Here is a 25,694-nt window from a genome sequence, read left to right as displayed (position 1 = left end):
TTCCTAGCGTCGAGTCATGACATGGACACTGCTGCACGACCGGATGGCCTTCATGGCCGACGTGATCAAAGCCGCCGACACCGACCCTGAGGCGGCACTTGCATTGGTCGCCAACTCACCCGAGGTGCCTCGGCTGTTCGGCGACGAGGAGGGCCTGCTGCTTTCGTTGGGACAGCGCTGGATCACCATGCTGGTGGCCAAGCTGGATCAGGCGGCCCATGAGGGGTTGTCGGCCGAAGACGTGCGAGCCGATCTCGAGGACGCCGAGCCTGGCCTGCACGCCTTGGTCAGGATGGGCTCCCGGCGATCCCTGCGGGTGCGCTCCCTGTGCCGGGGCGAGTACGTCGCCGTGGGCCTCTTCGGTGGACCGACCGGTGATCGGCAGACCGTTGCATGACGGAAAGGGAATACTGACGCGGGTCACGGGTCGCTCCGCGGTCCTGATCGTCGGGTTGTGGGTCCTGGCGGCGGCGGCCGCGAACCTTGCGGTCCCGCAACTGGAGCGAGTCGTCGATTCACACGCCCGGTCCTTCATGCCCACCGACGCGCCGAGCGCTGTCGCCGCCTCGCGGGCCGCCCAGTTGTTCGATCAGACCCCGAGCAACAACTTCGTTTACGTTGTGCTCGAACGCAATCAGAAGCTGACTCCACGCGACCGCCAGTTCTACGACGCGATGACGACGGCGCTGGGTTCCGATCGGCGTCACGTGTACGCGGTGACCGACCTGTGGTCGCAGCCCGCCACGGCCGCCGGCGCGCAGAGTTCGGACGGGCGAGCCGTCAGCGTCATGGTGCGGCTCGCCGGCATGCTCGGCACCGCGCAGGCGCGCGATTCGGTGAACGCTGTCCGCGCCACCGTCGCTAGACTGGCGCCGCCGGCCGGCCTGGAAGTCCATGTCACCGGGCCCGGCGCCACGATCGTCGACGAATTCTCCGCGATCGATCGACAGATGCTCGGAATCACCGCCGCCACCATCGGTCTCATCCTGCTTCTGCTGCTGGCGGTGTACCGATCGCCGATCGCGGCCGCGATTCCACTAATCTCGGTGGGACTCGCGCTTGCGCTGGCCCGTGCGGTCGTCGCCGCCCTCGGGCAGTCCAATGTGGTTGAGGTGTCGCTGTTTTCGGTTGCGTTGATGGCGGCCATGACGCTGGGTGCCGGCACCGACTACGCGATCTTCCTGGTCGGCCGCTACCACGAGGGCCGCCGCCGCGGCGTCACACCGGCCCAAGCGCTGGCGGAGGCTTACCGTTCCATCGCGCCCGTCGTGATCGGATCGGCGCTGACCGTTTCGGTGGCACTCGCGTGCCTCGTGTTCGCCCAGGTGGGTTCCTTCCGAAGCGCCGGGTTGCCGTGCGCCATCGGCATTCTGGCGACCATGGTTGCCGCGCTGACCCTGACGCCAGCGCTCATGAGCCTCGCGATACGCCGCGGGTACCTCGAACCGCGGCCGTCGAGGACGGCGCGGCGCTGGCGTCGCGTCGGAACGACGGTGGCGCGCTGGCCCGGGCCGGTCCTGGTCACCGCCGGCGGGTTGACCCTGCTGGTCGCGCTGCCGCTGGCCGGCATGCGGGTCGGCTTCAACGAACCCGCCGCCACGCCATCGTCCACCGACTCCAACCGCGGCTACGTCAGCGCCGACCGGCATTTTGCGGCCAATTCTTTGTTGCCTGATGTCATCGCGATCCAGGCCGACCATGACCTGCGCAACCCGGCCGGCCTGATAGCCATCGAGCGGATCACGCGCCGCGTCATGGCCGTACCGGGTGTGCGCGCGGTCCAGTCCGCGAGCCGTCCCGACGGTAAGGTCCCCGAACAGGCGACGTTGAGCTATCAGGCCGGCGTGCTCGGCCGTCAGTTCGGGGACACCATGGATTCGCTGACCCAACGCCTCAAGCGAGTCTCCGAGCTGGACAGCGCGCTGGCGCAGACCCAGCTCGCGGTGGACGGCCTCGGGAATGGGTTGCGAGGCGGCAGTGCGGGGTTGGCCGACATGTCCGGTGCCGCCGAGGACATGCGCGCCGGTATGGACGGCCTGCAGCGAAACGTCACGACGGTGTCGGGTTACCTCGATCCGTTACGGGACTTCGTCGGGCGAACCCCTGACTGCGCCGCCAATCCGATCTGCTCGACGGTCGACCGAGTGCTGCAGCCGGTCGATAGCCTGGTGCAGACGTCGACGCGGCTTAACGCCGGCGCCGCGAAACTCACCAGCGGCTCGAGCACGGCCGCCACCGCGATGTCCGGTCTGCCGCAGAGCGTGACGTCGATGAAAGACGCGCTGGGGCAAGCTCGTTCAGCCACCCAAGACCTACTGGGTCTGACCGATACGCTCGGACCCCAGATGCATCAGTTGACCGACTACCTGAACGAGATCGCGACACAATTTCAGGGCAGCGCGGCGGCGGACTTCTACCTGCCGCAGCGGGCCTTGGCCGATCCGCGGTACACCGCCGCGTTGGGTCACCTGATCTCCGAGAATGGCCGTGCCGCTTACCTGCTGGTGTACGGCGATGGTTCGGAGTGGGGTGGCGACGGGGCCAAGCGGGCAGACCAGGTCCGCGCCGCCATCAAGGAGGCCACCAAGGAAGGCACCCTGACCCCCACGGAGGTCGACCTTGCCGGCGTCGGCCCGGTGACCGCCGATCTACAGCGGTTCGTCGCCGGCGACACCAAGCTGCTCGTGGGCGCCGCGTTGGTCCTCATCTTTCTGATCGTGACGGCGATGCTGCGCAGCCCGGTCGCGGGGCTGGTCGTCGTCGGGACCGTCGTCACCTCGTACGCGTCGGCTGTCGGTGCCAGCGTGCTGATCTGGCAGCACCTGCTTCACCAGGATCTGCACTGGGCGGTCGCCCTGATCGCGTTCATCGCGCTGATCGCCGTCGGCGCGGACTACAACCTGCTGCTGGCGTTGCGGATCAAACAAGAAGCGGCAGCGGGACTTAAGACCGGCATCATTCGCGCCTTCGGCGGCACCGGCGGAGTGGTCACCGTTGCGGGCATCGTCTTCGGGCTCACCATGCTGGCGTTGCTGAGCAGCAGCGTGCTCAGCATCGCCCAGATCGGGACGACCATCGCGGTGGGGCTTTTGGTGGACACCCTGGTGGTGCGGGCGTTCATCGTGCCGTCCATCGTGGCGCTGCTGGGCCGCTGGTTCTGGTGGCCGCGCACAATACCCCGCCGGGCCAGCGTTGCCGTGGAAACGCCCGAGCCGCAGCCGGTTCCGGTTGCTACCGCTGCGGGATGGCGGCCGTAGACGGCATCCCGACCAGCACGCCTTCGACGTCACCGTCGACGCTCACCATCAGGCCACGCCCCGGCGGCAGCGCTTGGGCGCGGACCGAACGGTTGATCCGGTTTTGCGGATCGTTGTCCATGTACAGCTGTGCCACCTTCGCCGAGTTCTGGAACCGCATCCACGGATCCATCTGCAGCGTCGCCCAGTTCGCGCTGTTGCGGGTGGTGAACACGTGCAGGCCGATCTGCCGGGCGCGTTCCATCAGCTTCCACAGTGCCGCCCCCACCGGGGGTTTGGGCGGGTAGCTCTGGTCCGGGCGCAGGTCTTGGACGTCGTCGATGAGCACGAAGTGCCGGGCGCCTTCCCACGGCTTGAGCGCGCGCAGCTCCTCCTGGCTCAAGCCCTTGGGGGGCAGTCGGGGCAGCAGGACCTGTTGCGCGAGTTCGGTGATCACCTCATCGATCTCGTCCTGGTCATAGGCATACGCGCGCACATAGCCCGGGCCGGTCAGATCCCGCAGACCGTGCGGAGCCGTTTTCGGGTCGATGAGCGTCAGCTGCGCCTCCTCGGGCCCGAACCGGCTCATCATCGCCTCGCCGATGGAAACGAGCGACAGCGTCTTGCCGCAGCCCTGCCGGCCCAGGATCATCAAGCCCGGGCTTTCCCGGAGCTTCAGCGGGACCGGACCGAGCTCGTGACGCTCGCCAATCGCGAACGCGATCGACAGATCGTCGCCGCTCGGATGCGCGGCGTCGTACTCCAGAATTGCCCGCAATTCGACCCGCTGCGGAAGCCGCTGCAACGTCGCGTGTTTCGTCACTCCCGCGACATCGGCGATCTGCGCGCCGACGTCGACGATGCTCACCAGCGTGCCGGTGGCGGGGTCGGCCAGCGCCGGGATGCCGACCCGCAGCTCGTGCAGGCTGTCCGTCAGACCAAAGCCCGGCCGGCTCAGCGTGCGCCGCGCGGCGTCACGCGACTCGAGCGATGAGTGCCCCATCTGGCTTTCGCTCGGGTCGGCCAGTCGCAATTGGATTCGCGCCGTGGCGTTTTGCAGCAGGCTCTGCCGCTGCCCGTGGATCCACCCGCCGGCGCTGCACATCACATGCACCCCGTACTCGGGGCCGCGGCTGCTCAACGAGATGATGCGATCCCCCAAGACGGTGTCTTTCGAGTACACGTCGTCGTAGTCGTCCACCACCACGAACACATCGCCGAAGGGATCGTTGGGGTCGGTGCCGCCCAGCCCGTCGCTGCCCGCTGCGAACCGCCGCTCGCGGAAGCCGTCGAGGTCGATCTTCAGCCGGCGGAACGAGTCCTCGCGCGCGTCGATCAAGGCGTCCATGCTGCTCAAGATCCGCTCGATGCCTTCGGCGTCCTTCGGCGACACGATGTCGGTGACGTGCGGCAGCGACGCCACCTGGGCCAGGGTCGCCCCGCCGATGCAGAAGAACGTCACCCGCGCCGGGCTGTACATCGTTGCCGCCGAACACATCAGCGTCATCAGGGTGGTCGTCTTGCCGCGCTGCTTGGCGCCCACCACGATGACGTTGCTCCGCAGCGCATCGATCGCATGCACGATCTGCTTGGACTCCTCGGGGATGTCCATGACGCCCACCGGGAACATCAGCCCCCCGTTCTGGCCGTAGTCCACATGCCACGGCTTGCCGCGGTAGGCCGACACCAGAACGTCGACGGGCTCCGGGTCCTCAAGCGGCTCGAGCCACGGCCGGCGCGGCGACCGGTGCGGAACGTGCTGCAACGACTCTCGCAGGACGTCGACGATCTTCTTCCGCTTGAAACCGTCATCGTGGTAAAGGAATTCGTCCGGCTCGGTGTCGACGGCGGCGGCGGCCTCCAGCGCCGCGGCGTCAGCCGCCTCCAGTGGTTGGTACTGCCAGTTGTAGAGCCGCGGCTTGGTCAGGGTCATGTCGACGGTGGTCGCGACTTCCTTGCCTTTGGGCACCACGAAGGGAGCCGAGAGGTAGAAGCAGCGGAATGGCTCGAGGTCGCGCGGCCCCACCTTCAGCAGGGCGAACCCGTTCTCTTTCGACGGCAGGTGGTAGGCCGCGTCCGACCCGATCACCTCACGGCTGTCGTCACCGGACTCCGCGCGCAGCGCTACCCGGAACGCGATGTTGGACTTGACCTTCTGCAGCGACGACAGGTCCAGCCGCTGCCCGCCCAACATGAAGAAGACGTTGGCGCCGCGGCCCTCCTGCCCGATGTGGATGATCAGATTGATCCACTTCTCGTGATTGGCAAAGAGTTCCAGATACTCGTCGACAATGACGAGCAGGACCGGCACCGGCGGTAGGTCTCGTCCGGCGAGCCGGATCTCTTCGTAGTCGTTGGCGTCACGCGCACCCACCGAGGTGAACAGCTCGTAGCGCTGCTTGATCTCGCCGTCGATGACACGGCGCATCCGTTCGGCCAGATGTCGCTCGTCCTTGCCGAGGTTCGACAGGGCGGCCACCACGTGCGGGAGGCCAAGAATGTCCTGGGCCGCCGATTCGAACTTCATGTCGACGAAGATGACGTTGAACGTCTCCGGTGAGTGCGTCAACGCGATGCCGTAGACCAGCGACAGGAAGAACTCCGACTTGCCCGAGCCACTGGTACCGATGACGACGGAGTGAAACCCGAAGCCGCCGAAGTCTTTCGCACGGATGATGATGTTCTGCAACTCGCCGGTGGGCTTCGCGCCGACCGGGATTTCACACCACCGCTCGTCGCCGCGGCCGCGCCGCTCGGCCCACAACCGATCGACGTCCAGTTCGCGGGGATCGATGATGCCCAGCCCGCGCAGCAACTCGGCTGCGCCGCCGGCCGAATCGGCGATCTCACTACGGCTGGTCGGTGACCACCGTGCCATCGCGCGCGCATACCGGTAGGCACGGTGGATCGAAAGCTGGTCGGCATGGGCGAAGAATTTGCCGCGCACCCTCAGCAGGGGTGCCGGGCGCCCGTCTTCGCCCTCAGCGTCGAAGCCGTTTCGGCCGAATTTGACTTCGCCGTTGACCGGTGCGCTGTGCCGTTCGCCCATCTCGAAGACCTGGTCCTGCGCGAAGCCAACGCCGGTGCCCACCCGGGATGCGAGGCGCAGCAAGGTGATTCCCGCCTTGCCGACCTGCCCGACCACGCTCTCCCACGCGTCGGGGCTGCCGGTGTTGTCGTCGACGATCACCAGGTGCGGTCCCAGATCCACACCGTCGCCGCCGGTTTCGAGTGCCGATCCCATCGCGGTCGGGCTGGCCGCCGCCAGCGGCGTCCACGCGCCGCGCTTTCCTTTCATGTGCAGCTCGGCGCCGAGGGTCTCCTCCAGCTCCTCCGGCGTGGCGAACACCAGCCGCCGCCAGCCGCACGCGTCGAACAGCTCGTCGTGCAGGTTGTGTGGCAGCCACACCATCCACGACCAGATCTCGGGGTTGCGGGTGACCACCATCAGTTTCAGGTCACGCGGGTTGTGGAACACCGCCAGCGAGCACAGCACCGAACGCATCAGCGAGCGCAGCCGGTCCAGGTCGTCGCCGACGAAGCTGAAGCCCGGCGCCGACCGCAGGTTGACGACCTTGGCGATGTCGCGAATCTTGCGCTGTTCCAAGATGAAATCGCGCAGCGCCTGTCCTGTGACGGGTTCGAGCTCCTCATCGGAGGCGATGTCGGGCCAGGTCACCGACAACACCGAGTCGGGTGCGTGCTGCACTCCGGTGCCCAGCCGCACCTCGAGGAAATCCACATCTCCGCGTCCACGTTCCCACATCCGCGGGCCGCCGATGATTGCCCCCAGCCCGCGCGGATCCGAGTGCAACGCGTTCTGCCATTCCCGCTGCGCGCACACCGCGGTCTGGATCTCATCGCGGTTAGAGTCGAGGTCGCGAAGGTAGCGGCGGCGGCCCTTCTCCATCTCGCCCCAGGTGATCTTGCGCGCCCGCCCGAAGCGTCCGGAAAACGCCAGCATGCTGAACGCGCCGATGCCCATCAAGGGGAAGAACCCGGTGGACAGACTGCGCACACCGGACACGTAGAGCATGACGATGGTGCCGATGAGCGCAACGATCAGCGCGGGCACCCCGATCATCACCCAGATGTTGCGGGGCTCGCGCTCCGGCAGAGCGATCGGCGCATTCGGTGCTACCCGAACGGGTTTCGGCGGTTCGATCTTGACCCGGTTGATGGGAAACGCTTTCTTGGACATCCCTAGCCTCCCACCTTCGCTGATGTCGTCACCACGGCTGCCTTGCCGAGCGCCGGCACGGTGTCGCGAGCCACGAGCGCTGCCTCCCGCGACAAGGCCGGGCCCGCAGCGAAAGTGCGCAGCAACGGCCACGGCGCCTGTACCGCCGAGGCTGGGTCGAGCCCGAGCGCACGCATCGTCTCGTCGTTGGCGGCGATGCCGAAACGCACGCCGTTGTCGGAAACCCAGAACAACGATTCGCGGGAATCAGACGTGACGACCCCGCTGGTCGAGGTGACGAAGTTGGCCGCCCCCGGCAGCACCAGCACCTGGTTAGCTACTACCGACCCGGGGTCGCGGTCGTCACGCACCAGGCGCACGATCCGGTCGTCCAGGTACGAGTACGCCGGAAGGCCCCGCCCGTTATAGATGACGACCCGGGCCTGCGGATCCGTCGAGGCCTTCTCCCAGCCGACGCACGTGGTCGGATTAGCTGCCGTGTCAACGAAATTCAGGCGCCTTGTCGGATAGTAGTCCACGGCCAGCGAGTTCACCTGGGGGATGTTGACCAACACGTCCGGCGTCACCACGCGGGGTGCCGTCGACCCGTAGGAGTTGGCGCTGCGCAGCAGATCGGCGACGAAGCTGGTGATCTTCTGCACCCCGTCGGGCAGGAGTACGTAGAACTGCTTGCCGCCACCGGCCGTTTGGGCCTGCAACACCGCGCCCACTTGTGAACCCGAGACCCACGTCGACGGCGCGCCCGCCTGGGGCACGTCCGGCACGCGTAGCGGTTCGGTCGCGGGCAGCCCGTCGAACAGCGCGCGCGAAATCTCAACCGGCGACGTCACTCCGGGATCGAGCCCCAGGCTCAAGGTGATCGCCCTGCTGGCCGGATCGACCTGCGAACGCTTGCCGCCCCAGATCACGTAGGTGTTGCCCTCGAACGTGGCGAGCACGCCGGCATCCTCGGCCAATGGTGCCGCGCGGCCACCGCCGTTGAGCGTGCCCGCGATTGACGTGACGACCGGCTTCTCCCCGCTGCGCGGACGCCCCGCCGTATCGCACACGGCCCACGCCGAAATCGCGCCCCGATTCACCGACATCGCGGCCGGCGCACCCGGAATGCCGATGAGTGGCCCGGTCGGATACTTCGCGATCTCGCTGCGCTTCACCCACGTCGGTTGGTTCGCCGTCCCGGTGGCCAGCCGGGCGGACGTCAGGTTCAGGGCCGGATAAAGCCGGCCGTCGATGCGAGCGTAGATCGCGCCGGAATCGCGGTCGCCGATGATTGATGATTCACCAACTGCGCCAGTCGGTTTCAGAACGTTCAGCAACAGCATCCATCCGGCGGCGATGGCCACCAACAGGATCGACAACATCAACGCGGCGGTCTGCTTGCGATCGTCGTGTTTCATCCGTACCGAGAACCGGGTGGTGGCCGCCCGCAGCCGTCGGTTGTAGAACAGGTGACCGGAATTCTGGTCGCGGTTCGACAAACTCAGCGGCATGCTCAATACCCCTTCGGTGATCGGCGAGGATCGGCCTGCTGAATCAGATCAGCCAAATTGGTCGCGTCCGCGGCAACGCCGTAGCGGCCCATCGCATAGTTGATGAACGCGCATGCCTGCGCCACCAGATTGCGGATGTCGCGCGACGTTCCCGGCTGGTGATACGCCGCGAACGTGGGCCCGATGAACTGCCAGGCGCCCTTGCTCGGTGTGCCCCGTGCCGCATTGGAGTCCCAATCGTTGACCGCGTTGGCGTCGTAGTTGGACTCGCGGCGGGCAACCAAATCCATGCCGCGTTCCCAGCGTGCACGCGCGGCCGGGTCGTGAATGCCCTTGATATCCAAGGCTTTGCGGATCGCCGCGACTACCGCCGCCCGCCCGCTGGCCCGGTCGCCTCGCATCGCCGTCCGCCTTTGCCGGTAGCGCAGGCGCCGCAGCCGCAACGCCAGCAGCCGCGCCCGCCGACGCACGTTCATGATGTGGCGGTGCTGAGCCCGCAACCTCGCCGCCATCCGGGCCATCGCTTCGCGACGCGCCATTGGGGTATCGGCCGCCGATGGCGCGTCAGCCTTCGCGTCGTCCAGGACCGCACGGGTCGCCGTCCGTGCGTACGCGTGGTCGGCCCCGGCCGCCGTAAAGATTCGCGCGAGCTCGCGGTCGGTGTCGCTCGACCGGCGAAGTTCGTTCAGCGCGTGCGTCGACCTTTTCGCTGCGCCGGCGGGAAGGCTGCGGGTCGCGTCCTCGTAAAGGTGTTCCGGCATAGTGCCGACACGGGCGCCGATGACGTCGCCGGCCAACAGACCGTGGCCGCGGGACAACGCTGCCACCGCCTCGGTCATGATCGGATCGGTCAACGCCTTCCCCGCTCTAACCGGCTTCTGCGCCCCCTCGGCGCCGCATCCATTCCGGACACTCGAGCTACTACTCCCACACCCTTTGGCCGCGAAAAATCCGTATCAATAGCATGCACGAATCGGCGGTTCCGCTGTCAATAGCGAGCAACCCAAGCTCGCTTGATTACGTAGCGACCCTACTGCCGGGCGCATTACCCGACCACTCACCTCCAGGCGGAGTGGGAATGGCGCGAATGCCCGGCTATTCCTTCGGCTCGTCCCCGGTCGGCATGATCACGATCCGTCGATTCGGCCGGTTGGTGACGACCGTTGGCTTGTCCTCCCCGGGTTTGGGTCCCGGGGCGCTTGGCGGCATCGTCAGGCGACCCTTGACGGGCTGGCCGTTGGGCACGCCGGGGGCCGAGATCCGTTTCTCCGGAAGCTTCTCTTTGTTGCCGCCGTCGCCGTGTGCGCCCATCGCGCCCGGCGGCATCATCCCCATACCACCCATACCGGTCTGCCCCGACGTAGTCGGCGCGCCACTGACCGGCGGCATCATGGCCGCCCTCGCCGCCCCGGCAGGAGTTGTCGGCGGTGACGATGTCGGCGCGGGTGGCGGGCCGAGAGAGCTGGCCGGGGTGGTGCCGCCGCCACCACCGAGGCCTCCGCCACCGCCCAAGCCCGAACCACCGCCTGCTCCGGAACCCGCGCCGACGCTGTCGACCAGATGCGGGTCGCCCGCGAGAGCTTCGGCGCCGTGGGCACCCTGAACCGCGCTCATCAGCGGCTGGATGGCGCTCTGGCCGGCCTGCATCGCCTGCTGCGGCAACTGCGTCAGCGGCCCCATGATGCCGCCGACCGCACCGCCCAATGCGCCGGTGATGCTTTGCAGCATCTGCTGCATCATCTGCGGGGCTTGTTGGCCGACGTTTTGCATCTGCTGGGCCGAATCAGCTTCATTGGCAGGGAATTTCGCTGCGGCGTCGGCCGCATGCGCCCGGCGATCGGCGTCCGCGGCGGCGCTGTCAGCCGCGTCCTTCGGCACGCCGGCATTGCCGGCGGAATGCAACAATCCTTGGCCGATGTCGCCGGGGGCGGTTCCGCCCGCGGAAGCCGGAAAGGGCATCGGCGGTGGCGCTTCCGGCGCGCCGACCAGCCCTCCCAATACGGCCGGAGCGTTTTTGATGGTGCCATCGCCCCCGGTCATAGCCGCACCTCCACCCCGTTTACAGAAGTCTGCAACCGCTTCATGCGCTCCGGCACACGCGATTGGTATTCATCATTTTGGCATAGCGCGCTGCGATCGGTATTCACCTCGAATTTCGACAGCGCTATCAGGCGCAAAGCCAATGCGCGGTATCTTCCGCAGGCCGCCCTACACGCCGGCCTGATGACTGATCGCCTCAAACCACGCCATGTGGTAATTCGCGAGGTACTCGTGCCCATCGATCAGGGCCTCAATTGCGGCGAGAAGCATCCAATCCCGGACGGCAGCCGGGTCGTGGTTGGGGTACGCCGCCAGCACCGAGCTTTGAATTTCGGCAATGCAGCTACGCAAGAGTCCGGTTTCGTTTTCGAGCACGCCGGTATTTCGGACCGCAGGCGCCGCGACGGCCTGAGCAATTCGCGGCAGACCGTCCCGACGGCGGACGGCTTCGACAAGCGTTGGCCCCAACTCCCCTACCTGGGGCGCGGCTGAGCGGGCTGGTCGATCGCCGCTCAGCGTCGGAGCGTCGGGGCCCGACTCGGCGACATAGGTGTTGTGCTCGTGAGCAGCTGCGACCACGACGGCGCCCAGCAAGTCCACCACGCTGGCATCACGCCGACGCGCCGACGGCTCAAGCAGGGTTACGTGGGCGGGCAATCGGACGTGGGGCGGAATCCATCCGCAGGCGAGGTCGGTGACCAGCAGGCTCGTAGTGCCGTCGTCGCGGAGCCCGGCCGCCCACGACAGCCGCGGCTCTTGGCGCGCCACCGCATCGACGAGCCGCTGCAGTCGTTGCTGTTCGGCCGCTCTACCGGATGCCGCACCGGCAGTCGCGCCGGTCGCCGCCGACGCCGCTGATGCGCCGACCATGCTCGACGAGTTCGCGCCCGCCTGCCCGGCGGCTCCGGGAGCCGCGCGTTCCACCGGAGAAACCACCGGTCCTCCCGAGGACGGGGACGATGCCGGCGAGGGCGCGACCGGCGCGCCGGAAACCGGCCCTGTAGGGACCGACGGCATGGATGGGGGCGCCGCGACCGTCGGGCGCAGGTCGGACCCGTATGCGGGCAATGGCCCAGCAGGGACACTTGGGCTACCGGCTACTGGCGCTGCAGACCCCGACCAAGTGCCCCCCGTCATCACCGGCGCTACCGGAGCGGCTCCACCTGTAGCCGGTGGTGCTGAAGCGGCCGGCGGGGGGGTGTCGACTGGGGTGCTCGTCGGAATGAAAACGCCGTCGCTAGGTGCGGTCGGCGTCACTGGCGGCATCCCGGCCGGCGGCCCGGCCTCCGGAGGCGCACCCGCACCGGACTCCATCGCGTGTATCGCGCCTGCCGACAGCCCTTGAGCACCGGCACCGGCCGGTTGCCCCGTCGCCATTCCGGATGCGAAGGACTGCGCCAAATTTGGCGTTCCGCCTTGTCCAAGTCCCGCCGCTGACATGGCACCGCCACCGGATATGCCCGGCATCCCAGATGCCATTGATCCACCGCCACCAGGCAACGAAACACCAGTCGACGCGGCCGGCGTTCCAAGCGACGAGGACCCTTCGGCAAATCCACCAGGTCCAAGTGCTGTATGAGGTGGTCCGTGGGTTACCGCACTCGGTACTCCTCCCGGGTTATTACCGGTTCCGGTGAAGCCTCCTGCAGCGAGTGGACCTGGCTGTGACTCATGCGTGCTAGCCGCGGGTACGTTCGCGGAACCCACGCCACGGCCACCTGAACTTAGTGGCCCACCACTCAAGTCGCCCTTGCTGATCGCCCGCGGTGGTGAAGCATTGTCCATGTTGAAGCCGTTTTCACGCGCCCACGTTCGGGCGTCACCACCAACACCTTCAGCGTCGAGAATCTTTTGGGTCGCCATCATAAGTTTGTCGACCGCCATCATGCTCGCGTTCGTGGCATCGCCGTTGCAACGCAACTGGACGGCCTGCACCTCTGCGACCTGCTCTGGCACCGGCTTTTTCGACGCGAGTATTTGATCTATCTCCCTATTGCCTGTATTCGCTATGTCTGCCAATCGACTTCGTAGATAGTCGATTACATCAGCGCCCGAATCGAAGGCTTCCGCCTTGGCCTGGTACTTCTCGGCGAGATCCAGATGAAACTTTTCGCCTCCTTGGTATCTAGATATGAGGTCGTCCGCCGTGCGGCCCTGGTTGTGTGCCGCTATCGTCATCCACTGCCTGCGAAGGTCCTGCGAAAACAACTGCTGCTCCGCGCATGCTTGGCTCCAATGCTGAGCGGCGCCGCGCAGAGTCGTTGACGGCATCGGCCACCACGGCCCAATCAACGCCGCTGTCCACTTACCAGGCGGAAGGTCAACCGCCACTGCATACCTTTTTCATGGCGGCATCCTTCGCAACTGCGTCATTAAGTGCCGCCTGGTACTCGGCGTCAGTCGCAACTCCAGCGCTGCCCTTCGCTGTAAGGGTTCCGTATGCCATCGCTAGCGCCTGCGCCGCATCCCGGTGCTTCGCGTCGAGAACAGGATTAGCCGCCGCCATCTCGAGCAGCAGGGCGCCGTTGGTTGTAGCGATGCGTGCTAGCGCTTTGTCTGTTCCAGCCGTGTCGACCTGGGCCGCTTGAGCCGCCAGTTTGTAGACGTCACAAAGTTGCTGTTGAGCGGCGGCAATTTCCCCAGGTCCAGGTGTTGGCGCGGTAACTGTGGTCGACGGGCTCGTAGCCGTAGGTCGCGCAAGGGCCACGATTAGAGCGGCGATGGCCACGGCGGCGGTTAAGGCTACGGCGACCGCTAGCCACGGGCGCGGACGGGATGCTGGCTGCCCGAGATAGTTGGGTGGCCAATTCCCAGCAGGCGGCTGGGCGGCTGGCCCCACGTCAGGCCCCCAAGGCTGGTTCCCCACCATGTGCCCTCCTCACAGCCACCAACCCTGTGGAGACAATGTGTCAAGATTTGCCCGTGCATCCCGCTCCATAGTGGGGCAGGGAACTGCCGGGCAGCAATTCACCGGTCATCACGACCTCATTTCAGTCCTGCAGACCTGGGAATTCATGCGGAAGTTCCCCGCATGATGTGCTGCGGGAGTCGGGAAGGCAAGACCTTCACACCCGCGAGGTGCCGCTGGTCAGTCGGTGAAGGTGAGTCCGCGGTTAAGTCTGCGACGTTGAGTTGTTGGAACCCGGTCGCACAGCCTGCATTTCGCCGGCATTGTGCTGGTCCATGCTGGTGAATCCTTTGGCCGCGTAATGCGCCTTCGCGCCGACGTCGGTCAGCGTCTGCTGGTGGCCCTGCAGGTTCTGCACGTGATGGGTCTGGGCGGCGGTGACCACCTGGTGGAAGGCATCAGCAGCGGCGAAGTCACCGAACATTCCCGACGCCAGCGGCCCGCCCGCGAGCTGGTCGGCTCCCTCTTGCGCGTGCCCGCCCGCGCGGTGCGACTCGTTGCCTCCGGAGTGCAGCAGCGCTGTGTCGACGAACATTGCCACCCTTTCCAACCGACGTGCGCACGAAATCGCATTGTCACGCCGCTATTGACCACGCTAAATACCCCGACGACACTGATCAATTCACGTCATCGCGGCCGTGGCCGCGGCCTATAACGCGCTGGCGCCGTCGGCGAAACCGTCGCCATCCGAATCGGTCAGTCGGACGTTCCACTTGCCGTCGCCGTCGGTGTCAACGTATCCGGTGACGCCGCCCTCATCGGCGCACAGCACCCGATCGGCCACCCCGTCACCGTCGGCATCGAACAGCCGATCGTCGGGGTCTCCGTGGCCGTCGAAATCCACCAACGGGCCGCCGGAGTGCTCGACGCCATCGAGCCCGAACCATCGCAATTGCCGGCCCTGGTCCGTGGCTACCCCCCACGTCCCGGATCCGTCATCGGTGAAGTACGCCTCGGGAGCGCCGTCGTTGTCGAGGTCGAGCACCGCGTGATCAGCGATGCCGTCACCATCAAGGTCGGCGAGCGCGTCGTCGTGCAGCCCATCACCATCGAAGTCCAGCCCGAACGCATCGAGCCGGCCGTCGCCGTCCAGGTCAAGATCAAGTTGGCGGTGCCAGATCGCCGCCGTGCCGTCGTCGCCAGCCATGCAGTAGTCCACGAAAGATCGGACGCTCGACCGCCGCTACTGGTTCCCGCGCGAGCGCCACCAGCTCAGCAGTTCCGCGGTCGCCTCATCGGTCGTCAACGGCCCGCGCTCCAGGCGCAGCTCTTTCAGGAAGCGCCATGCCTCGCCGACCTGCGGGCCCGCCGGGATGTCGAGCAACTCCATGATCTGGTTGCCGTCGAGGTCGGGACGCACCCGCGCCAGATCCTCTTGGGCGGCCAGCTCGACGATCCGCGCCTCCAGCCGGTCATAGCTGGCTTGCAGCCGCGCGGCCCGACGCTTGTTGCGGGTCGTGCAGTCCGCCCGCACCAGCTTGTGCAGCCGGGGCAGCAGCGGCCCGGCATCGGTGACGTAGCGGCGCACCGCGGAATCGGTCCACTTCCCCTCGCCGTAGCCGTGGAACCGCAGATGCAGATACACCAGATGCGAGACGTCCTGGACCATCTGCTTGGAATACTTCAACGCCCGCAACCGCTTTCGCGCCATCTTGGCGCCGACCACTTCGTGGTGGTGGAAACTCACGCCGCCGTTGGCTTCGTGCCGCCTGGTCGTGGGCTTGCCGATGTCATGCAACAGCGCGGCCCAGCGCAGCACCAGATCCGGGCCGTCGTCCTCCAGCGCGATGGCCTGCCGCAGCACCGTCAGCGAATGCTGGTAGACGTCCTTGTGCTGGTGATGTTCGTCGATGGCCATCTGCATGCCGCCGACCTCGGGCAGCACCACCTCACCCATGCCGGTCTGCACCAGGACGTCGATGCCGGACACCGGGTCGTCTCCCAGGAGCAGCTTGTCCAGCTCGGCGGCCACCCGTTCGGCGCTGATCCGCCCCAGCTCGGAGGCCATCTCCTCGATCGCGTCACGCACGCGCGGCGCGACCGCGAAGCCGAGCTGGGAAACGAACCGCGCCGCGCGCAGCATCCGCAGCGGGTCGTCGCCGAAGGACACCGACGGAGCCGCCGGGGTGTCGAGCACCCGATCGCGCAGAGCGGCCAAACCGCCAAGGGGATCGAGGAATTGACCCGGTCCGTCCGGCGTGATGCGCACGGCCATCGCGTTGGCCGTGAAGTCGCGGCGAACCAGATCGTCGTCGAGGCGCTCGCCGTACTGCACCTCGGGTTTCCGCGATACCTGGTCGTAGGCGTCCGCGCGGAACGTGGTGATTTCCAAGCGGTGGCCGCCCTTGCCGACGCCGACCGTGCCGAAATCGATGCCGGTGTCCCACAAGTTGTCGGCCCATGGCCGCAAGATCTGTTGAATCTGCTCGGGGCGGGCGTCGGTAGTGAAGTCCAAGTCGGGACTCAACCTGCCCAGCAGGGCATCTCGCACCGAACCGCCGACGAGGTACAACTCGTGGCCTGCGACGTCGAACGCCGAACCCAGCTCGCGCAGCATCGGCGCGTGTTGATTCAGGGCAACCGCGGCGGCGGCGAGCAGCTCGACATCGGCTTCGGACACGTTCGATCAGCGTAGTCGGCCGGGGCCGAAAAGCCCGTGTGAGGAGGCTCGCACCTGCCCTCGGGAACCACTGGCACGCATCGACGGTGAATTGACCGGCCGACGTCCGGTAGTAGCGTTACGCGCTACGGGAAGGGTGGAACGGCGGGGTAATGCGGTGCATTTCCGATACATAAGCAAGGGCGCACTGATCGCGTTCGCGGGCGGCGACCCGTGGAGCATCGACGGAACATTGCAAAGCGGTCGGCCAGCACAGATCTCGAACCTTGCGCAAGCGTTTCATAACGCGGGCCAGTCCACGGGCGAAGCAGAAGCCGCATTCAAGCTGGCGCGAAACCGCTTCGACAAGGCGTGGATCCATCAGGATGGCGGTAATCCGATCAACGACTCCGCCGAGGTACGGCGGGCCACCAGGTCACTCGGGTTACAAGCTGCTCAATTGCCCAAGATCGGCACCGATCTCGAAAATGTTGCGGCCGCGCTGGCCGAGGCCCAGCGGTCCGGACGGGGCGAAATCTCCGCCCTGGAAGGACTGCTACAAGGTCTCGACGATCAAATCGGTGAGGCCGTCGAGCTGGAGAAAGATAGCCGGCTACCAGAGTCAGAACGGCAGCTGCTGGACCACTACATCAACGGCCTTGAGAAGCACGCGATTGACGACACCAAGGCCTCGGTCGACAAACTAAACCAAGTCCGCGATCAGTATTCTCGGCAACTGCAAGCGTCGATAGCCAACCTCGGCAAGCAGGACGGATATGCGCCACCAATCCAGGCCCTGGACGGAGATATCCCGGAAGCACCCCCGCAGAACGCAGACGAACGGCGTCGCAACCAGATCGAGGCGTTCAAGCAAGTCTTTGGCCGCGAACCGACGTCGGCGGCCGATTGGGAGACCGCGGCAGCTCTAGACCCGCAAACCTACGACCCGAAATTCAGCGGGGCCAAATCGCAGGTCCGAGTGGTGAAGATTCGTCCCGTGCCCGGCCAAGGAGTCGTCCGTGTCTCGCAGTGGATCGAACAACGGGACGTGACGAGCTTTCCGCCTTGGAAGCGAGACCTCGGGAACAACCGTGGGCCCAATCCCAATTTCGACCCGGAAGACACCAAGGTGACCACATACATCGACTACGAAAATGGCATCGTCGTCTTACGGCAGAACCCTTCAGTCGAGGAAAATCCGACCGGCGGGCCGGGCGAGGTAAAGGTCGGCATACCCAAAGGCAGCGTGACTCAACTTCCAGACGGATCGGTCCGGATCAAATACGACGCGGGCAATCCTTTCGCGCCAGGCATTACGGGCGATCCCAACGGGCCGTTTGCAGACCATACAGTGACGGTCAATGGCGACCTTGTGTTCACGCCCGGTCAAGGAGGTGTGCAAGTTAACGGAACGCGCACTGACTACCCCTCCTTGGAGGTGTATCAGGACTTGCCGAACGGCGGCACCCACACAGTACTTATCGACCCCGCCCAGTCGGGCCGATCGTGGGGTCCGGCATTCAACTTGCCCGGCCACCACGACGTCGGTGCCCTCGGCGGCAAGGCGTTCGCGCCATTCGACACCGGTGGATGGAACCCCAAATACGACGTGCCGACTCCGCTGCCAGCCACCGACTTCGGCCCAGTCACCGACATTCCTTCGGTACCTCCCTTGCCCACAGGCAGTGCAGTTCCTGCGTGACCGTGGATAACTGAGAGCAGGTACAGATGCCACTTCGAGTTCGTGACTTGGACGCCCAAGCGTGGCGCACGGCGACCTTGTCGGCGCCGTTCGTTGTTCAGATCGTCTTGGGTTTGCTGCTCGCCACGATGTGGGCGCTAGGCAAAGGGCTCTTTACGACCGAGAACGGACGCGGCGAACGCGGCTGGATGCTCACCGCCGCCGTCATCACGACGGTGGTATCCCTTGGGCTCGCCGCCGCATTGCTGCGCTCGCCAGCGCCCCGCAATCATGGTCTCGCGCTAAGCATTGCGGGATCTTCCGCGGTCGTTCTTATCGGTGGGATTGTCTACGCTTACTTGGTCTTGCGCTGAAAGGTCTTGTGATGGCCGATGAATCGGTGATCGAGGCAGCGAAGTCTCCCTACGGTCCGATCACCTTCCTGGTGGCGGTGCTACATATCCTCGTCGTCGAGTTCGCCACCTGGCTCTTCATGCCGTACTCGATCGTGTTCGTGCTTCCGGTCGTTCTCTTCTATTTGGCGATCTCGGCGCTCGTCATGCGAGCCCCGGGACAACTCGGTCAGATCGGGCGCGGAATGTTCATCGGGAGCCTGTCCGGGCCGCTCTCACTGCTTATCTTTGGTGCGGTGTGGGCCATCGCCAACGCGATAGGCCCGATCTGATGCAAGACCAGACCAGTGGGATGGCATAGGCACCTCGCGGTTCGATCACGGCACTGCGCCATCGCGCACCCCGCCAGCGGCGAGTATGTCCTGGGAGAAAATGCCGTGCCAGCTACTATCGCTTGGGTGTCGGACGGCGAACAAGGCAAGCCACGTCGACGCCGGGGGCGGCGACGCGGTCGTGGCGCTGCGAGTTCGACCGAGAACCAGACGAACGGCCAAACGCCCGCCGACTCGACGGCGACGAAATCGCGCCGATCCCGTTCGCCTCGCCGCGAACCGGACCGGCTCCGCACTGTGCACGAAACATCCGCCGGGGGGTTGGTGATCGACGGCCTTGACGGTCCGCGCGACTCCCAGGTCGCGGCGCTGATCGGCCGCGTCGATCGGCGGGGCCGGATGCTGTGGTCGCTGCCCAAGGGGCACATCGAACTCGGTGAGACCGCGGAACAGACCGCTATACGAGAGGTCGCCGAAGAGACCGGCATCCGCGGCAGCGTGCTGGCCGCGCTCGGTCGCATCGACTACTGGTTCGTCACCGACGGCCGCCGGGTCCACAAGACCGTGCACCACTATTTACTGCGCTTCTCCGGCGGCGAGTTGTGCGACGAGGACCTCGAAGTCGCCGAGGTGGCCTGGGTGCCGGTGCATGAACTGCCATCGAAGCTGGCCTACGCCGACGAACGTCGCCTGGCCCGGGTGGCCGACGAGCTGATCGACAAGCTGCAGAGCGACGGCCCCGCCGCCCTGCCGCCGCTGCCACCCACTTCTCCCCGCCGCCGTCCGCAAACACACTCGCGTACCCGGCACGCCGACAAACCGGCCACCGGCCGGAAGAACGGCCACGGGCCAGGGCCGTGACGGCATCCCGACTCTGCTTCTTGCGCCTCGCGGCAGTGATCGGCATCGTGGCCGGGTTCGCGGTGCTCACCGGGCCCGCCGTCCCGCCCGCGACCGCCGGCGAGCCCGGCGTGACGCCGTTCGTCCGGGTCCGCATCGACCAAGTCACCCCGGACGTGGTCACCACGTCCAGCCAACCCGTCGTCACCGTCAGCGGGATGGTGACCAACATCGGCGACCGCCCCGTCCGCGACGTGATGGTCCGGCTCGAACACGGCGGGGCGATCACCGCGTCCGCGGGCTTGCGAACCACGCTGGACGGCGACACCGACGGGTACCAACCGGCCGCTGACTTCCTCACGGTCGCTCCCGAACTGCAACGCGGGCAAGAAGCCGGCTTCACCCTGTCGGCGCCGCTGCGCTCGTTGACCAAGCAGTCGTTGGGGATCGACAAGCCGGGCATCTATCCGGTCCTGGTCAACGTGAATGGCACACCGGACTACGGCGCCCCCGCCCGGCTCGACAACGCGCGATTCCTGCTGCCCGTCGTCGGTGTGCCACCCGACCAGGCCGGCGATCTGGGCTCCGCCGTCGCGCCCGACACCTCCAAACCCGTGTGGATCACCATGCTGTGGCCGCTGGCCGACCGGCCCCGGCTGGCCCCCGGCGTGCCCGGCGGCACCATTCCGGTGCGCCTGATCGACGACGACCTGGCCACCTCCCTGGCCAGCGGCGGCCGGCTCGACATCCTGCTGTCCGCGGCCGAAGTCGCCACCAGCCACGACGTCGACCCCGACGGCGCCGTCGGCCGGGCGCTGTGTCTGGCTGTCGACCCCGACCTGCTCGTCACCGTCAACGCGATGACCGCCGGCTACGTGGTGTCCGATTCACCCGAGGGCCCCGCCCAACTCCCGGGCACCCCGACTCATCCGGGCGCCGGACAGGCCGTCGCGACCGAGTGGCTCAACCGGCTGCGCGCCCTGGCGCACCGCACCTGCGTCGCGCCGCTCCCCTACGCGCAAGCCGATCTGGACGCCCTGCAACGCGTCAACGACCGAGGGCTCAGCACCGCCGCCACCTCCGGCGTCAACAGCATCGTCGACCGCATCCTGGACGTGGCCTCCGCCCGCGGCGCCACGCTGCTGCCCGACGGCCCGTTGACCAACCGCGCGGTCAACCTGCTCGGCGCCAACGAAAGCACCGTCGCTATTGCCGCCGCCGACCTGTCCGCCCCGGATGCGCAGGGATCCTCCGAGGCCACCGTCGACACCGCGCCGCAGCGGCTGTCCCCGCAAGTGGTGGTCGCCCCCTTCGACCCGGCGGTGGGCGCCGCGCTGGCCGGGGCGGGAAGCTCTCCCGCTGTCCCCACCTACCTGGACTCCTCGCTGACCGTCCGGCTCGCGCATGATTCGGTGACCGCGCGCCGCCAGGACGCCCTGGGGTCCATGCTCTGGCACGCCTTGCGCCACGACGACGCGCCGCGCACCCAGATCCTGGTCCCGCCGGCGACGTGGAACCTGCAGGCCGACGACGCGCATGTCATCTTGACCGCGCTGACCACCGGCATCCGATCCGGCCTGGCGGTCCCGCGGCCCTTGCCGGCGGTGGTCGCCGAAGCCGCCGCCCGCACCGAGCCGTCCGAGCCGGCCGGCGCCTACGCCGCCACGCGCGGCCGCTTCGGCGACGACGTCACCGCCGCGGTCGCCGGTCAGGTGGGCCGGCTGTGGGGCCTGACATCGGCGCTGAGCACCGACGAACGCACCGGGCTGACCGGCATCCAGTACACCGCCCCGCTGCGCGAGGACATGCTGCGCGCGCTGAGCCAATCCGAGCCGCCCGACACCCGCAACGGAATGGCCCAGCAACGCCTGGCCGTCGTCGGCAAGACGATCAACGACCTGTTCGGCGCGGTCACGATCGTCAACCCGGGCGGCTCTTACACCCTGGCCACCGAGCACAGCCCCCTGCCGCTGGCGCTGCACAACGGCCTGGCCGTTCCCATCCGGGTGCGGCTGCAGGTCGACGCCCCGCCGGGAATGACGGTCACCGACGTCGGCCAGATCGAATTGCCGCCGGGATACCTACCGCTGCGGGTGCCGATCGAGGTGAACTTCACGCAGCGGGTCGCCATCGACGTGACGCTACGAACCCCGGACGGCATGCGGCTGGGCGACCCGGTGCGCCTGTCGGTGCATTCCAACGCCTACGGCAAGGTGCTGTTCGCGATCACCATGACCGCCGCGGCCGTGCTGGTGTTGCTGGCCGGGCGGCGCCTCTGGCACCGCTTCCGCGGCCAGCCCGACCGCGCCGACCTGGACCGGCCCGACCCACCCGGTGCCAGGTCCGCTGACGTGGACGACGAGACCGACGATCGGGTCGAACAAGAGCACCGAGTATGAATCCCGCCCGCCGGCAGGCCGCTCCGCAACAACACCGCCTGCCACAGCCGCCGCGGCGACCCAGGGTCCCGGGCTCGCCACCGACGGGTCCGCTTCCGCCCGTCCCCGCGGGCATCGATCGCCGGCGGCCCGAACTTTCCGACGCCGCCCTGGTGTCGCGGTCGTGGGCGATGGCATTCGCCACGCTGGTCAGCCGGCTCACCGGCTTCGCCCGGATCGTGCTGCTTGCGGCCATCCTGGGCGCCGCGCTCTCCAGCGCGTTCTCGGTGGCCAACCAGCTGCCGAACCTGGTGGCCGCGCTGGTGCTGGAGGCCACCTTCACGGCGATATTCGTGCCGGTGCTGGCCCGCGCCGAGCAGGGCGACGCCGACGGCGGCGCGGCTTTCGTGCGGCGCCTGGTCACGCTGACGACCGCGCTGCTGGTGGTGGCGACCGCGCTGTCGGTGCTCGCCGCGCCGCTGCTGGTGCGCCTGATGCTCGGCCGCGCCCCGCAGGTCAACGAACCGCTGACCACCGCCTTCGCCTACCTGCTGCTCCCCCAGGTGCTGGCCTACGGCCTGACGTCGGTGTTCATGGCGATCCTCAACACCCGCAACGTGTTCGGGCCGACGGCGTGGGCACCGGTCGTCAACAACGTCGTCGCCCTCGCCACCTTGGCGGTGTATGCGGCCGCGCCCGGTGAGCTGTCCGTCGACCCCGTTCGGATGGGCAACACCAAGCTGCTGGTCCTCGGCATCGGCACCACGCTGGGCGTGTTCGCGCAGACCGCGGTGCTGCTGGTGGCGCTGCGGCGCCAGCGCGTCGACCTGCGCCCGATGTGGGGAATCGACGAGCGCCTCAAGCGCTTCGGCACGATGGCCGCCGCGATGGTGCTCTACGTCTTGATCAGCCAGCTCGGCCTGGTGGTCGGCAACCAGATCGCGAGTACGGCGGCGGCCTCGGGCCCCGCGATCTACAACTACACCTGGCTGGTCCTGATGCTGCCGTTCGGGATGATCGGGGTCACCGTGCTGACGGTGGTGATGCCGCGGCTGAGCCGCAACGCCGCCGCCGATGACACCAAGGCCGTGCTTGCCGACCTATCGCTGGCCACCCGCCTCACCCTGATCACGCTGATCCCGATCGTCGCGTTCATGACCGTCGGCGGGCCCGCGATCGGCAGCGCGCTGTTCGCCTACGGCCACTTCGGCGGAGTCGACGCCGGGTACCTGGGCACCGCGATCGCCCTGTCGGCGTTCACGCTGATCCCGTACGGCCTGGTACTGCTACAACTGCGCGTCTTCTACGCGCGCGAGCAGCCCTGGACGCCGATCGTGATCATCCTCGTCATCACGGCCGTCAAGATCGTCGGATCCGTGCTGGCGCCGCACCTCACCGACGACCCCAAGCTGGTGGCCGGCTATCTGGGGCTGGCTAACGGCATCGGGTTTCTGGCCGGCGCCCTCATCGGTTACCTCCTGCTGCGGCGCACCCTGCTGCCGACGGGCGGGCACCTGATCGGCAGAGGTGAGCTGCGCACCATCCTGGTCACGATCACCGCCTCCATGCTGGCCGGTTTGCTGGCCCATGTGGCCGACCGGCTGATGGGACTGGACCTGCTGACCGCGCATGGCGGCGGCGCGGGCTCGTTGCTGCGCCTGGTCATTCTGGCGGTCATCATGCTGCCCATCATGGCCACGGTCATGCTCCGCGCGCAGGTACCCGAGGCGCAGGCCGCGCTGGACGCCGTCAGGCGCCGCTTCGGAGGCCGGACGCCGGTTTCCCGCAAACCTCTGACACGGGATCGATCGTCTCGCCGGTCCCCGGTCACGTACCCTGAGCAGAGGAATTCGTCCCCGCCTGGGGTAAATGCGGTCCAGGAGCCGATCCGGCGCAGACCTCCGGAGCGGGCAATCCCAGCCCGGCTAGCGAAAGGACCGGAGGTGACCGACCGCCCTGTCGAGAGTGCCGCGTCGGGTGCCGAGCTGCCACGACCGGTTGCCGACGACTTCCAACCCGACATCCCCGCCGACCGCGAGCCCGAACCACCGACGTCGCGGCCGTCCAATGGGGACATACCCGCCGAATCGCGGCGCGGGCCGGCCCCGTTGGATGCGCCCCGCGACCGCGGCGGCGACCCAGCGGGAGACGACGTCCATTTGGTTCCCGGCGCCCGCATCGCCGGTGGCCGGTATCGCCTGCTGGTCTTCCACGGCGGGGCGCCGCCGCTGCAGTTCTGGCAGGCGCTGGACACCGCGCTAGACCGGCAGGTGGCGCTGACCTTCGTCGACCCCGACGGGGCGTTGCCCGACGACGTGCTGCAGGAAATCCTGTCCCGCACCTTGCGCCTCAGCCGCATCGACAAGCCCGGTATCGCCCGGGTGCTCGACGTGGTCCACACCGGCCACGGCGGCCTGGTGGTCTCCGAGTGGGTGCGGGGCGGTTCGTTGCAGGAGGTGGCCGACACCGCGCCGTCGCCCGTCGGCGCCGTCCGTGCCATGCAGTCGTTGGCGGCGGCCGCGGACGCGGCTCACCGGGCCGGCGTCGCGTTGTCGATCGACCACCCGAGCCGGGTGCGCGTCAGCATCGAGGGCGACGTCGTGCTGGCGTACCCGGCGACCATGCCCGAAGCCAACCCGCAGGGCGACATCCGCGGTATCGGCGCCGCGCTGTATGCCCTGCTGGTCAATCGGTGGCCGCTCGCGGAGTCCAGCGTGCGTAGCGGGCTCGCCCCGGCCGAACGCGATTCGACCGGCCAGCCGGTGGAGCCGATGGTCATCGACCGCGACATCCCCTTCCAGATTTCGGCCGTCGCGGTCCGGGCGGTTCAGGAGGATGGTGGGATACGCAGCGCCTCAACGCTTTTGAACTTGCTGCAGCAAGCGACCGCGGTGGCCGACCGGACCGAGGTGCTGGGGCCCATCGACGATTCGCCCGCGCCGCCCACCGCCCGCGCATCCGCGGGGCAGGACGAGGCGGCCCTCGCGCGGCGGCGCCGCAACGTGTTGATCGGCGTCGGCGCCGGCCTTGTCGTCATCGTGGTCGCCCTGCTGGTCCTGGCATCCGTGGTGAGCAAGATCTTCGGCAACGTCGGCGGCGGCCTCAACAAGGACGAGCTCGGGCTGAACGGGCCCTCGTCTTCCGGCTCGTCGTCGGCCACCAGTTCCGCGGCCGCGGGCAGCGTTGTCAAACCGACCAGGGCAACGGTCTACTCCCCCGACGGTGATGCCGACAACGCGGGCACGGCCGGCCAGGCCATCGACGGCGACCCTTCCACCGCCTGGGCGACCGAGGTCTATACCGACGCCGTCCCCTTCCCCAGCTTCAAGCAGGGCGAGGGGTTGATCCTGCAACTGCCGAACCCGACCGTGGTCGGCCAAGTCACCATCGACACGCCCAGCAGCGGGACCAAGGTCGAGATCCGATCTTCGGCCACTGCGGCGCCGGCATCGTTGAACGACACCACCGTGCTGGCGCCGGCCTTCACGCTCAAGCCCGGCCACAACGTCATCCCCGTAAGGGCCGGTTCGCCGACATCGAATCTGCTGGTGTGGATCTCCACGTTGGGCACCACCAACGGCAAGAGCCAGGCCGGTTTCTCCGAGATCACGGTTCAGGCCGCCTCCTGACGGCGCT

At 67.5% G+C, this 25,694-nt stretch carries 17 protein-coding genes; 8 read left to right on the top strand and 9 right to left on the bottom strand.

What is annotated here, in order from left to right:
• The first annotated feature begins 16 nt into the window (after positions 1 to 16).
• Together AWC17_RS18820 and AWC17_RS18815 are read left to right on the top strand one after the other, a co-directional pair.
• Positions 17 to 397, top strand: coding sequence for a hypothetical protein (locus tag AWC17_RS18820; RefSeq protein WP_046182532.1), 381 nt, complete (start codon positions 17 to 19; stop codon positions 395 to 397).
• Complete coding sequence (locus AWC17_RS18815; protein WP_046182543.1) at positions 390 to 3,257, top strand: MMPL/RND family transporter; 2,868 nt, start codon at positions 390 to 392, stop codon at positions 3,255 to 3,257. Before AWC17_RS18820 ends, AWC17_RS18815 begins: the two co-directional genes overlap by 8 nt.
• On the opposite strand, the gene AWC17_RS18810 is transcribed toward AWC17_RS18815, so the two are convergent.
• The 9 genes from AWC17_RS18810 to AWC17_RS18770 form a co-directional block, all read right to left on the bottom strand.
• Entirely contained in the window at positions 3,232 to 7,437 is a 4,206-nt protein-coding gene (locus AWC17_RS18810; RefSeq protein ID WP_046182533.1) for a type VII secretion protein EccC, read from the bottom strand. The genes AWC17_RS18815 and AWC17_RS18810 overlap by 26 nt on opposite strands.
• 2 nt (positions 7,438 to 7,439) lie before the next feature.
• On the bottom strand, positions 7,440 to 8,927 hold the full coding sequence (gene eccB, locus AWC17_RS18805; protein WP_046182534.1) for a type VII secretion protein EccB: 1,488 nt from the start codon (positions 8,925 to 8,927) through the stop codon (positions 7,440 to 7,442).
• 2 nt (positions 8,928 to 8,929) lie between these two features.
• Positions 8,930 to 9,766, bottom strand: a complete 837-nt coding sequence (locus AWC17_RS18800; protein ID WP_197083357.1) for a transglycosylase SLT domain-containing protein — start codon at positions 9,764 to 9,766, stop codon at positions 8,930 to 8,932.
• Between the two features lie 256 nt (positions 9,767 to 10,022).
• Positions 10,023 to 10,967, bottom strand: a complete 945-nt coding sequence (locus tag AWC17_RS18795; RefSeq protein WP_372517390.1) for a hypothetical protein — start codon at positions 10,965 to 10,967, stop codon at positions 10,023 to 10,025.
• A gap of 168 nt (positions 10,968 to 11,135) precedes the next feature.
• Positions 11,136 to 11,903, bottom strand: a complete 768-nt coding sequence (locus tag AWC17_RS34025; protein WP_308292919.1) for a DUF5631 domain-containing protein — start codon at positions 11,901 to 11,903, stop codon at positions 11,136 to 11,138.
• A 1,384-nt stretch (positions 11,904 to 13,287) separates the two neighbouring features.
• Entirely contained in the window at positions 13,288 to 13,836 is a 549-nt protein-coding gene (locus AWC17_RS33590) for a hypothetical protein (RefSeq protein WP_082123117.1), read from the bottom strand.
• Between the two features lie 244 nt (positions 13,837 to 14,080).
• Positions 14,081 to 14,410, bottom strand: a complete 330-nt coding sequence (locus AWC17_RS18780; RefSeq protein WP_046185503.1) for a DUF2563 family protein — start codon at positions 14,408 to 14,410, stop codon at positions 14,081 to 14,083.
• Positions 14,411 to 14,524: 114 nt separating this feature from the next.
• Complete coding sequence (locus AWC17_RS18775; protein ID WP_046185504.1) at positions 14,525 to 15,034, bottom strand: hypothetical protein; 510 nt, start codon at positions 15,032 to 15,034, stop codon at positions 14,525 to 14,527.
• 24 nt (positions 15,035 to 15,058) lie between these two features.
• Complete coding sequence (locus tag AWC17_RS18770; RefSeq protein ID WP_046185505.1) at positions 15,059 to 16,495, bottom strand: CCA tRNA nucleotidyltransferase; 1,437 nt, start codon at positions 16,493 to 16,495, stop codon at positions 15,059 to 15,061.
• Positions 16,496 to 16,652: 157 nt separating this feature from the next.
• Here AWC17_RS18770 and AWC17_RS18765 point away from each other — a divergent pair, with 157 nt between their 5' ends.
• From AWC17_RS18765 to AWC17_RS18740, 6 genes are all read left to right on the top strand, one after another.
• A complete protein-coding gene (locus AWC17_RS18765) occupies positions 16,653 to 18,176 on the top strand; it encodes a putative alpha/beta hydrolase (RefSeq protein ID WP_046185507.1) in 1,524 nt (507 codons plus the stop codon).
• A gap of 47 nt (positions 18,177 to 18,223) precedes the next feature.
• Positions 18,224 to 18,529, top strand: a complete 306-nt coding sequence (locus tag AWC17_RS18760; RefSeq protein WP_231588634.1) for a hypothetical protein — start codon at positions 18,224 to 18,226, stop codon at positions 18,527 to 18,529.
• Between the two features lie 11 nt (positions 18,530 to 18,540).
• A complete protein-coding gene (locus tag AWC17_RS18755) occupies positions 18,541 to 18,840 on the top strand; it encodes a hypothetical protein (protein ID WP_046185509.1) in 300 nt (99 codons plus the stop codon).
• A 126-nt stretch (positions 18,841 to 18,966) separates the two neighbouring features.
• Positions 18,967 to 19,701 carry an NUDIX hydrolase gene (locus tag AWC17_RS18750; RefSeq protein WP_046185506.1) on the top strand — a complete coding sequence of 245 codons (735 nt, stop codon included), beginning with the start codon at positions 18,967 to 18,969 and terminating at the stop codon, positions 19,699 to 19,701.
• Entirely contained in the window at positions 19,698 to 22,079 is a 2,382-nt protein-coding gene (locus AWC17_RS18745; protein WP_047322615.1) for a hypothetical protein, read from the top strand. The genes AWC17_RS18750 and AWC17_RS18745 overlap by 4 nt, the downstream gene beginning before the upstream one ends.
• Entirely contained in the window at positions 22,076 to 25,687 is a 3,612-nt protein-coding gene (locus AWC17_RS18740; RefSeq protein ID WP_046186477.1) for a murein biosynthesis integral membrane protein MurJ, read from the top strand. The genes AWC17_RS18745 and AWC17_RS18740 overlap by 4 nt, the downstream gene beginning before the upstream one ends.
• The last annotated feature ends 7 nt before the right edge of the window (positions 25,688 to 25,694 follow it).

This window comes from Mycobacterium nebraskense (assembly GCF_002102255.1).
GTDB lineage: Bacteria > Actinomycetota > Actinomycetes > Mycobacteriales > Mycobacteriaceae > Mycobacterium > Mycobacterium nebraskense.
This window is presented reverse-complemented; position numbering and strand designations above follow the sequence as displayed.

What these genes read in the sequence shown, in the direction of transcription:
- AWC17_RS18820 (WP_046182532.1), top strand. Translation starts at nt 17, where the DNA reads ATGACATGGACACTGCTGCACGACCGGATGGCCTTCATGGCCGACGTG.
- AWC17_RS18810 (WP_046182533.1), bottom strand. Translation starts at nt 7,437, where the DNA reads ATGTCCAAGAAAGCGTTTCCCATCAACCGGGTCAAGATCGAACCGCCG.
- eccB (WP_046182534.1), bottom strand. Translation starts at nt 8,927, where the DNA reads ATGCCGCTGAGTTTGTCGAACCGCGACCAGAATTCCGGTCACCTGTTC.
- AWC17_RS18800 (WP_197083357.1), bottom strand. Translation starts at nt 9,766, where the DNA reads ATGACCGAGGCGGTGGCAGCGTTGTCCCGCGGCCACGGTCTGTTGGCC.
- AWC17_RS18795 (WP_372517390.1), bottom strand. Translation starts at nt 10,967, where the DNA reads ATGACCGGGGGCGATGGCACCATCAAAAACGCTCCGGCCGTATTGGGA.
- AWC17_RS33590 (WP_082123117.1), bottom strand. Translation starts at nt 13,836, where the DNA reads ATGGTGGGGAACCAGCCTTGGGGGCCTGACGTGGGGCCAGCCGCCCAG.
- AWC17_RS18780 (WP_046185503.1), bottom strand. Translation starts at nt 14,410, where the DNA reads ATGTTCGTCGACACAGCGCTGCTGCACTCCGGAGGCAACGAGTCGCAC.
- AWC17_RS18755 (WP_046185509.1), top strand. Translation starts at nt 18,541, where the DNA reads ATGGCCGATGAATCGGTGATCGAGGCAGCGAAGTCTCCCTACGGTCCG.
- AWC17_RS18740 (WP_046186477.1), top strand. Translation starts at nt 22,076, where the DNA reads ATGAATCCCGCCCGCCGGCAGGCCGCTCCGCAACAACACCGCCTGCCA.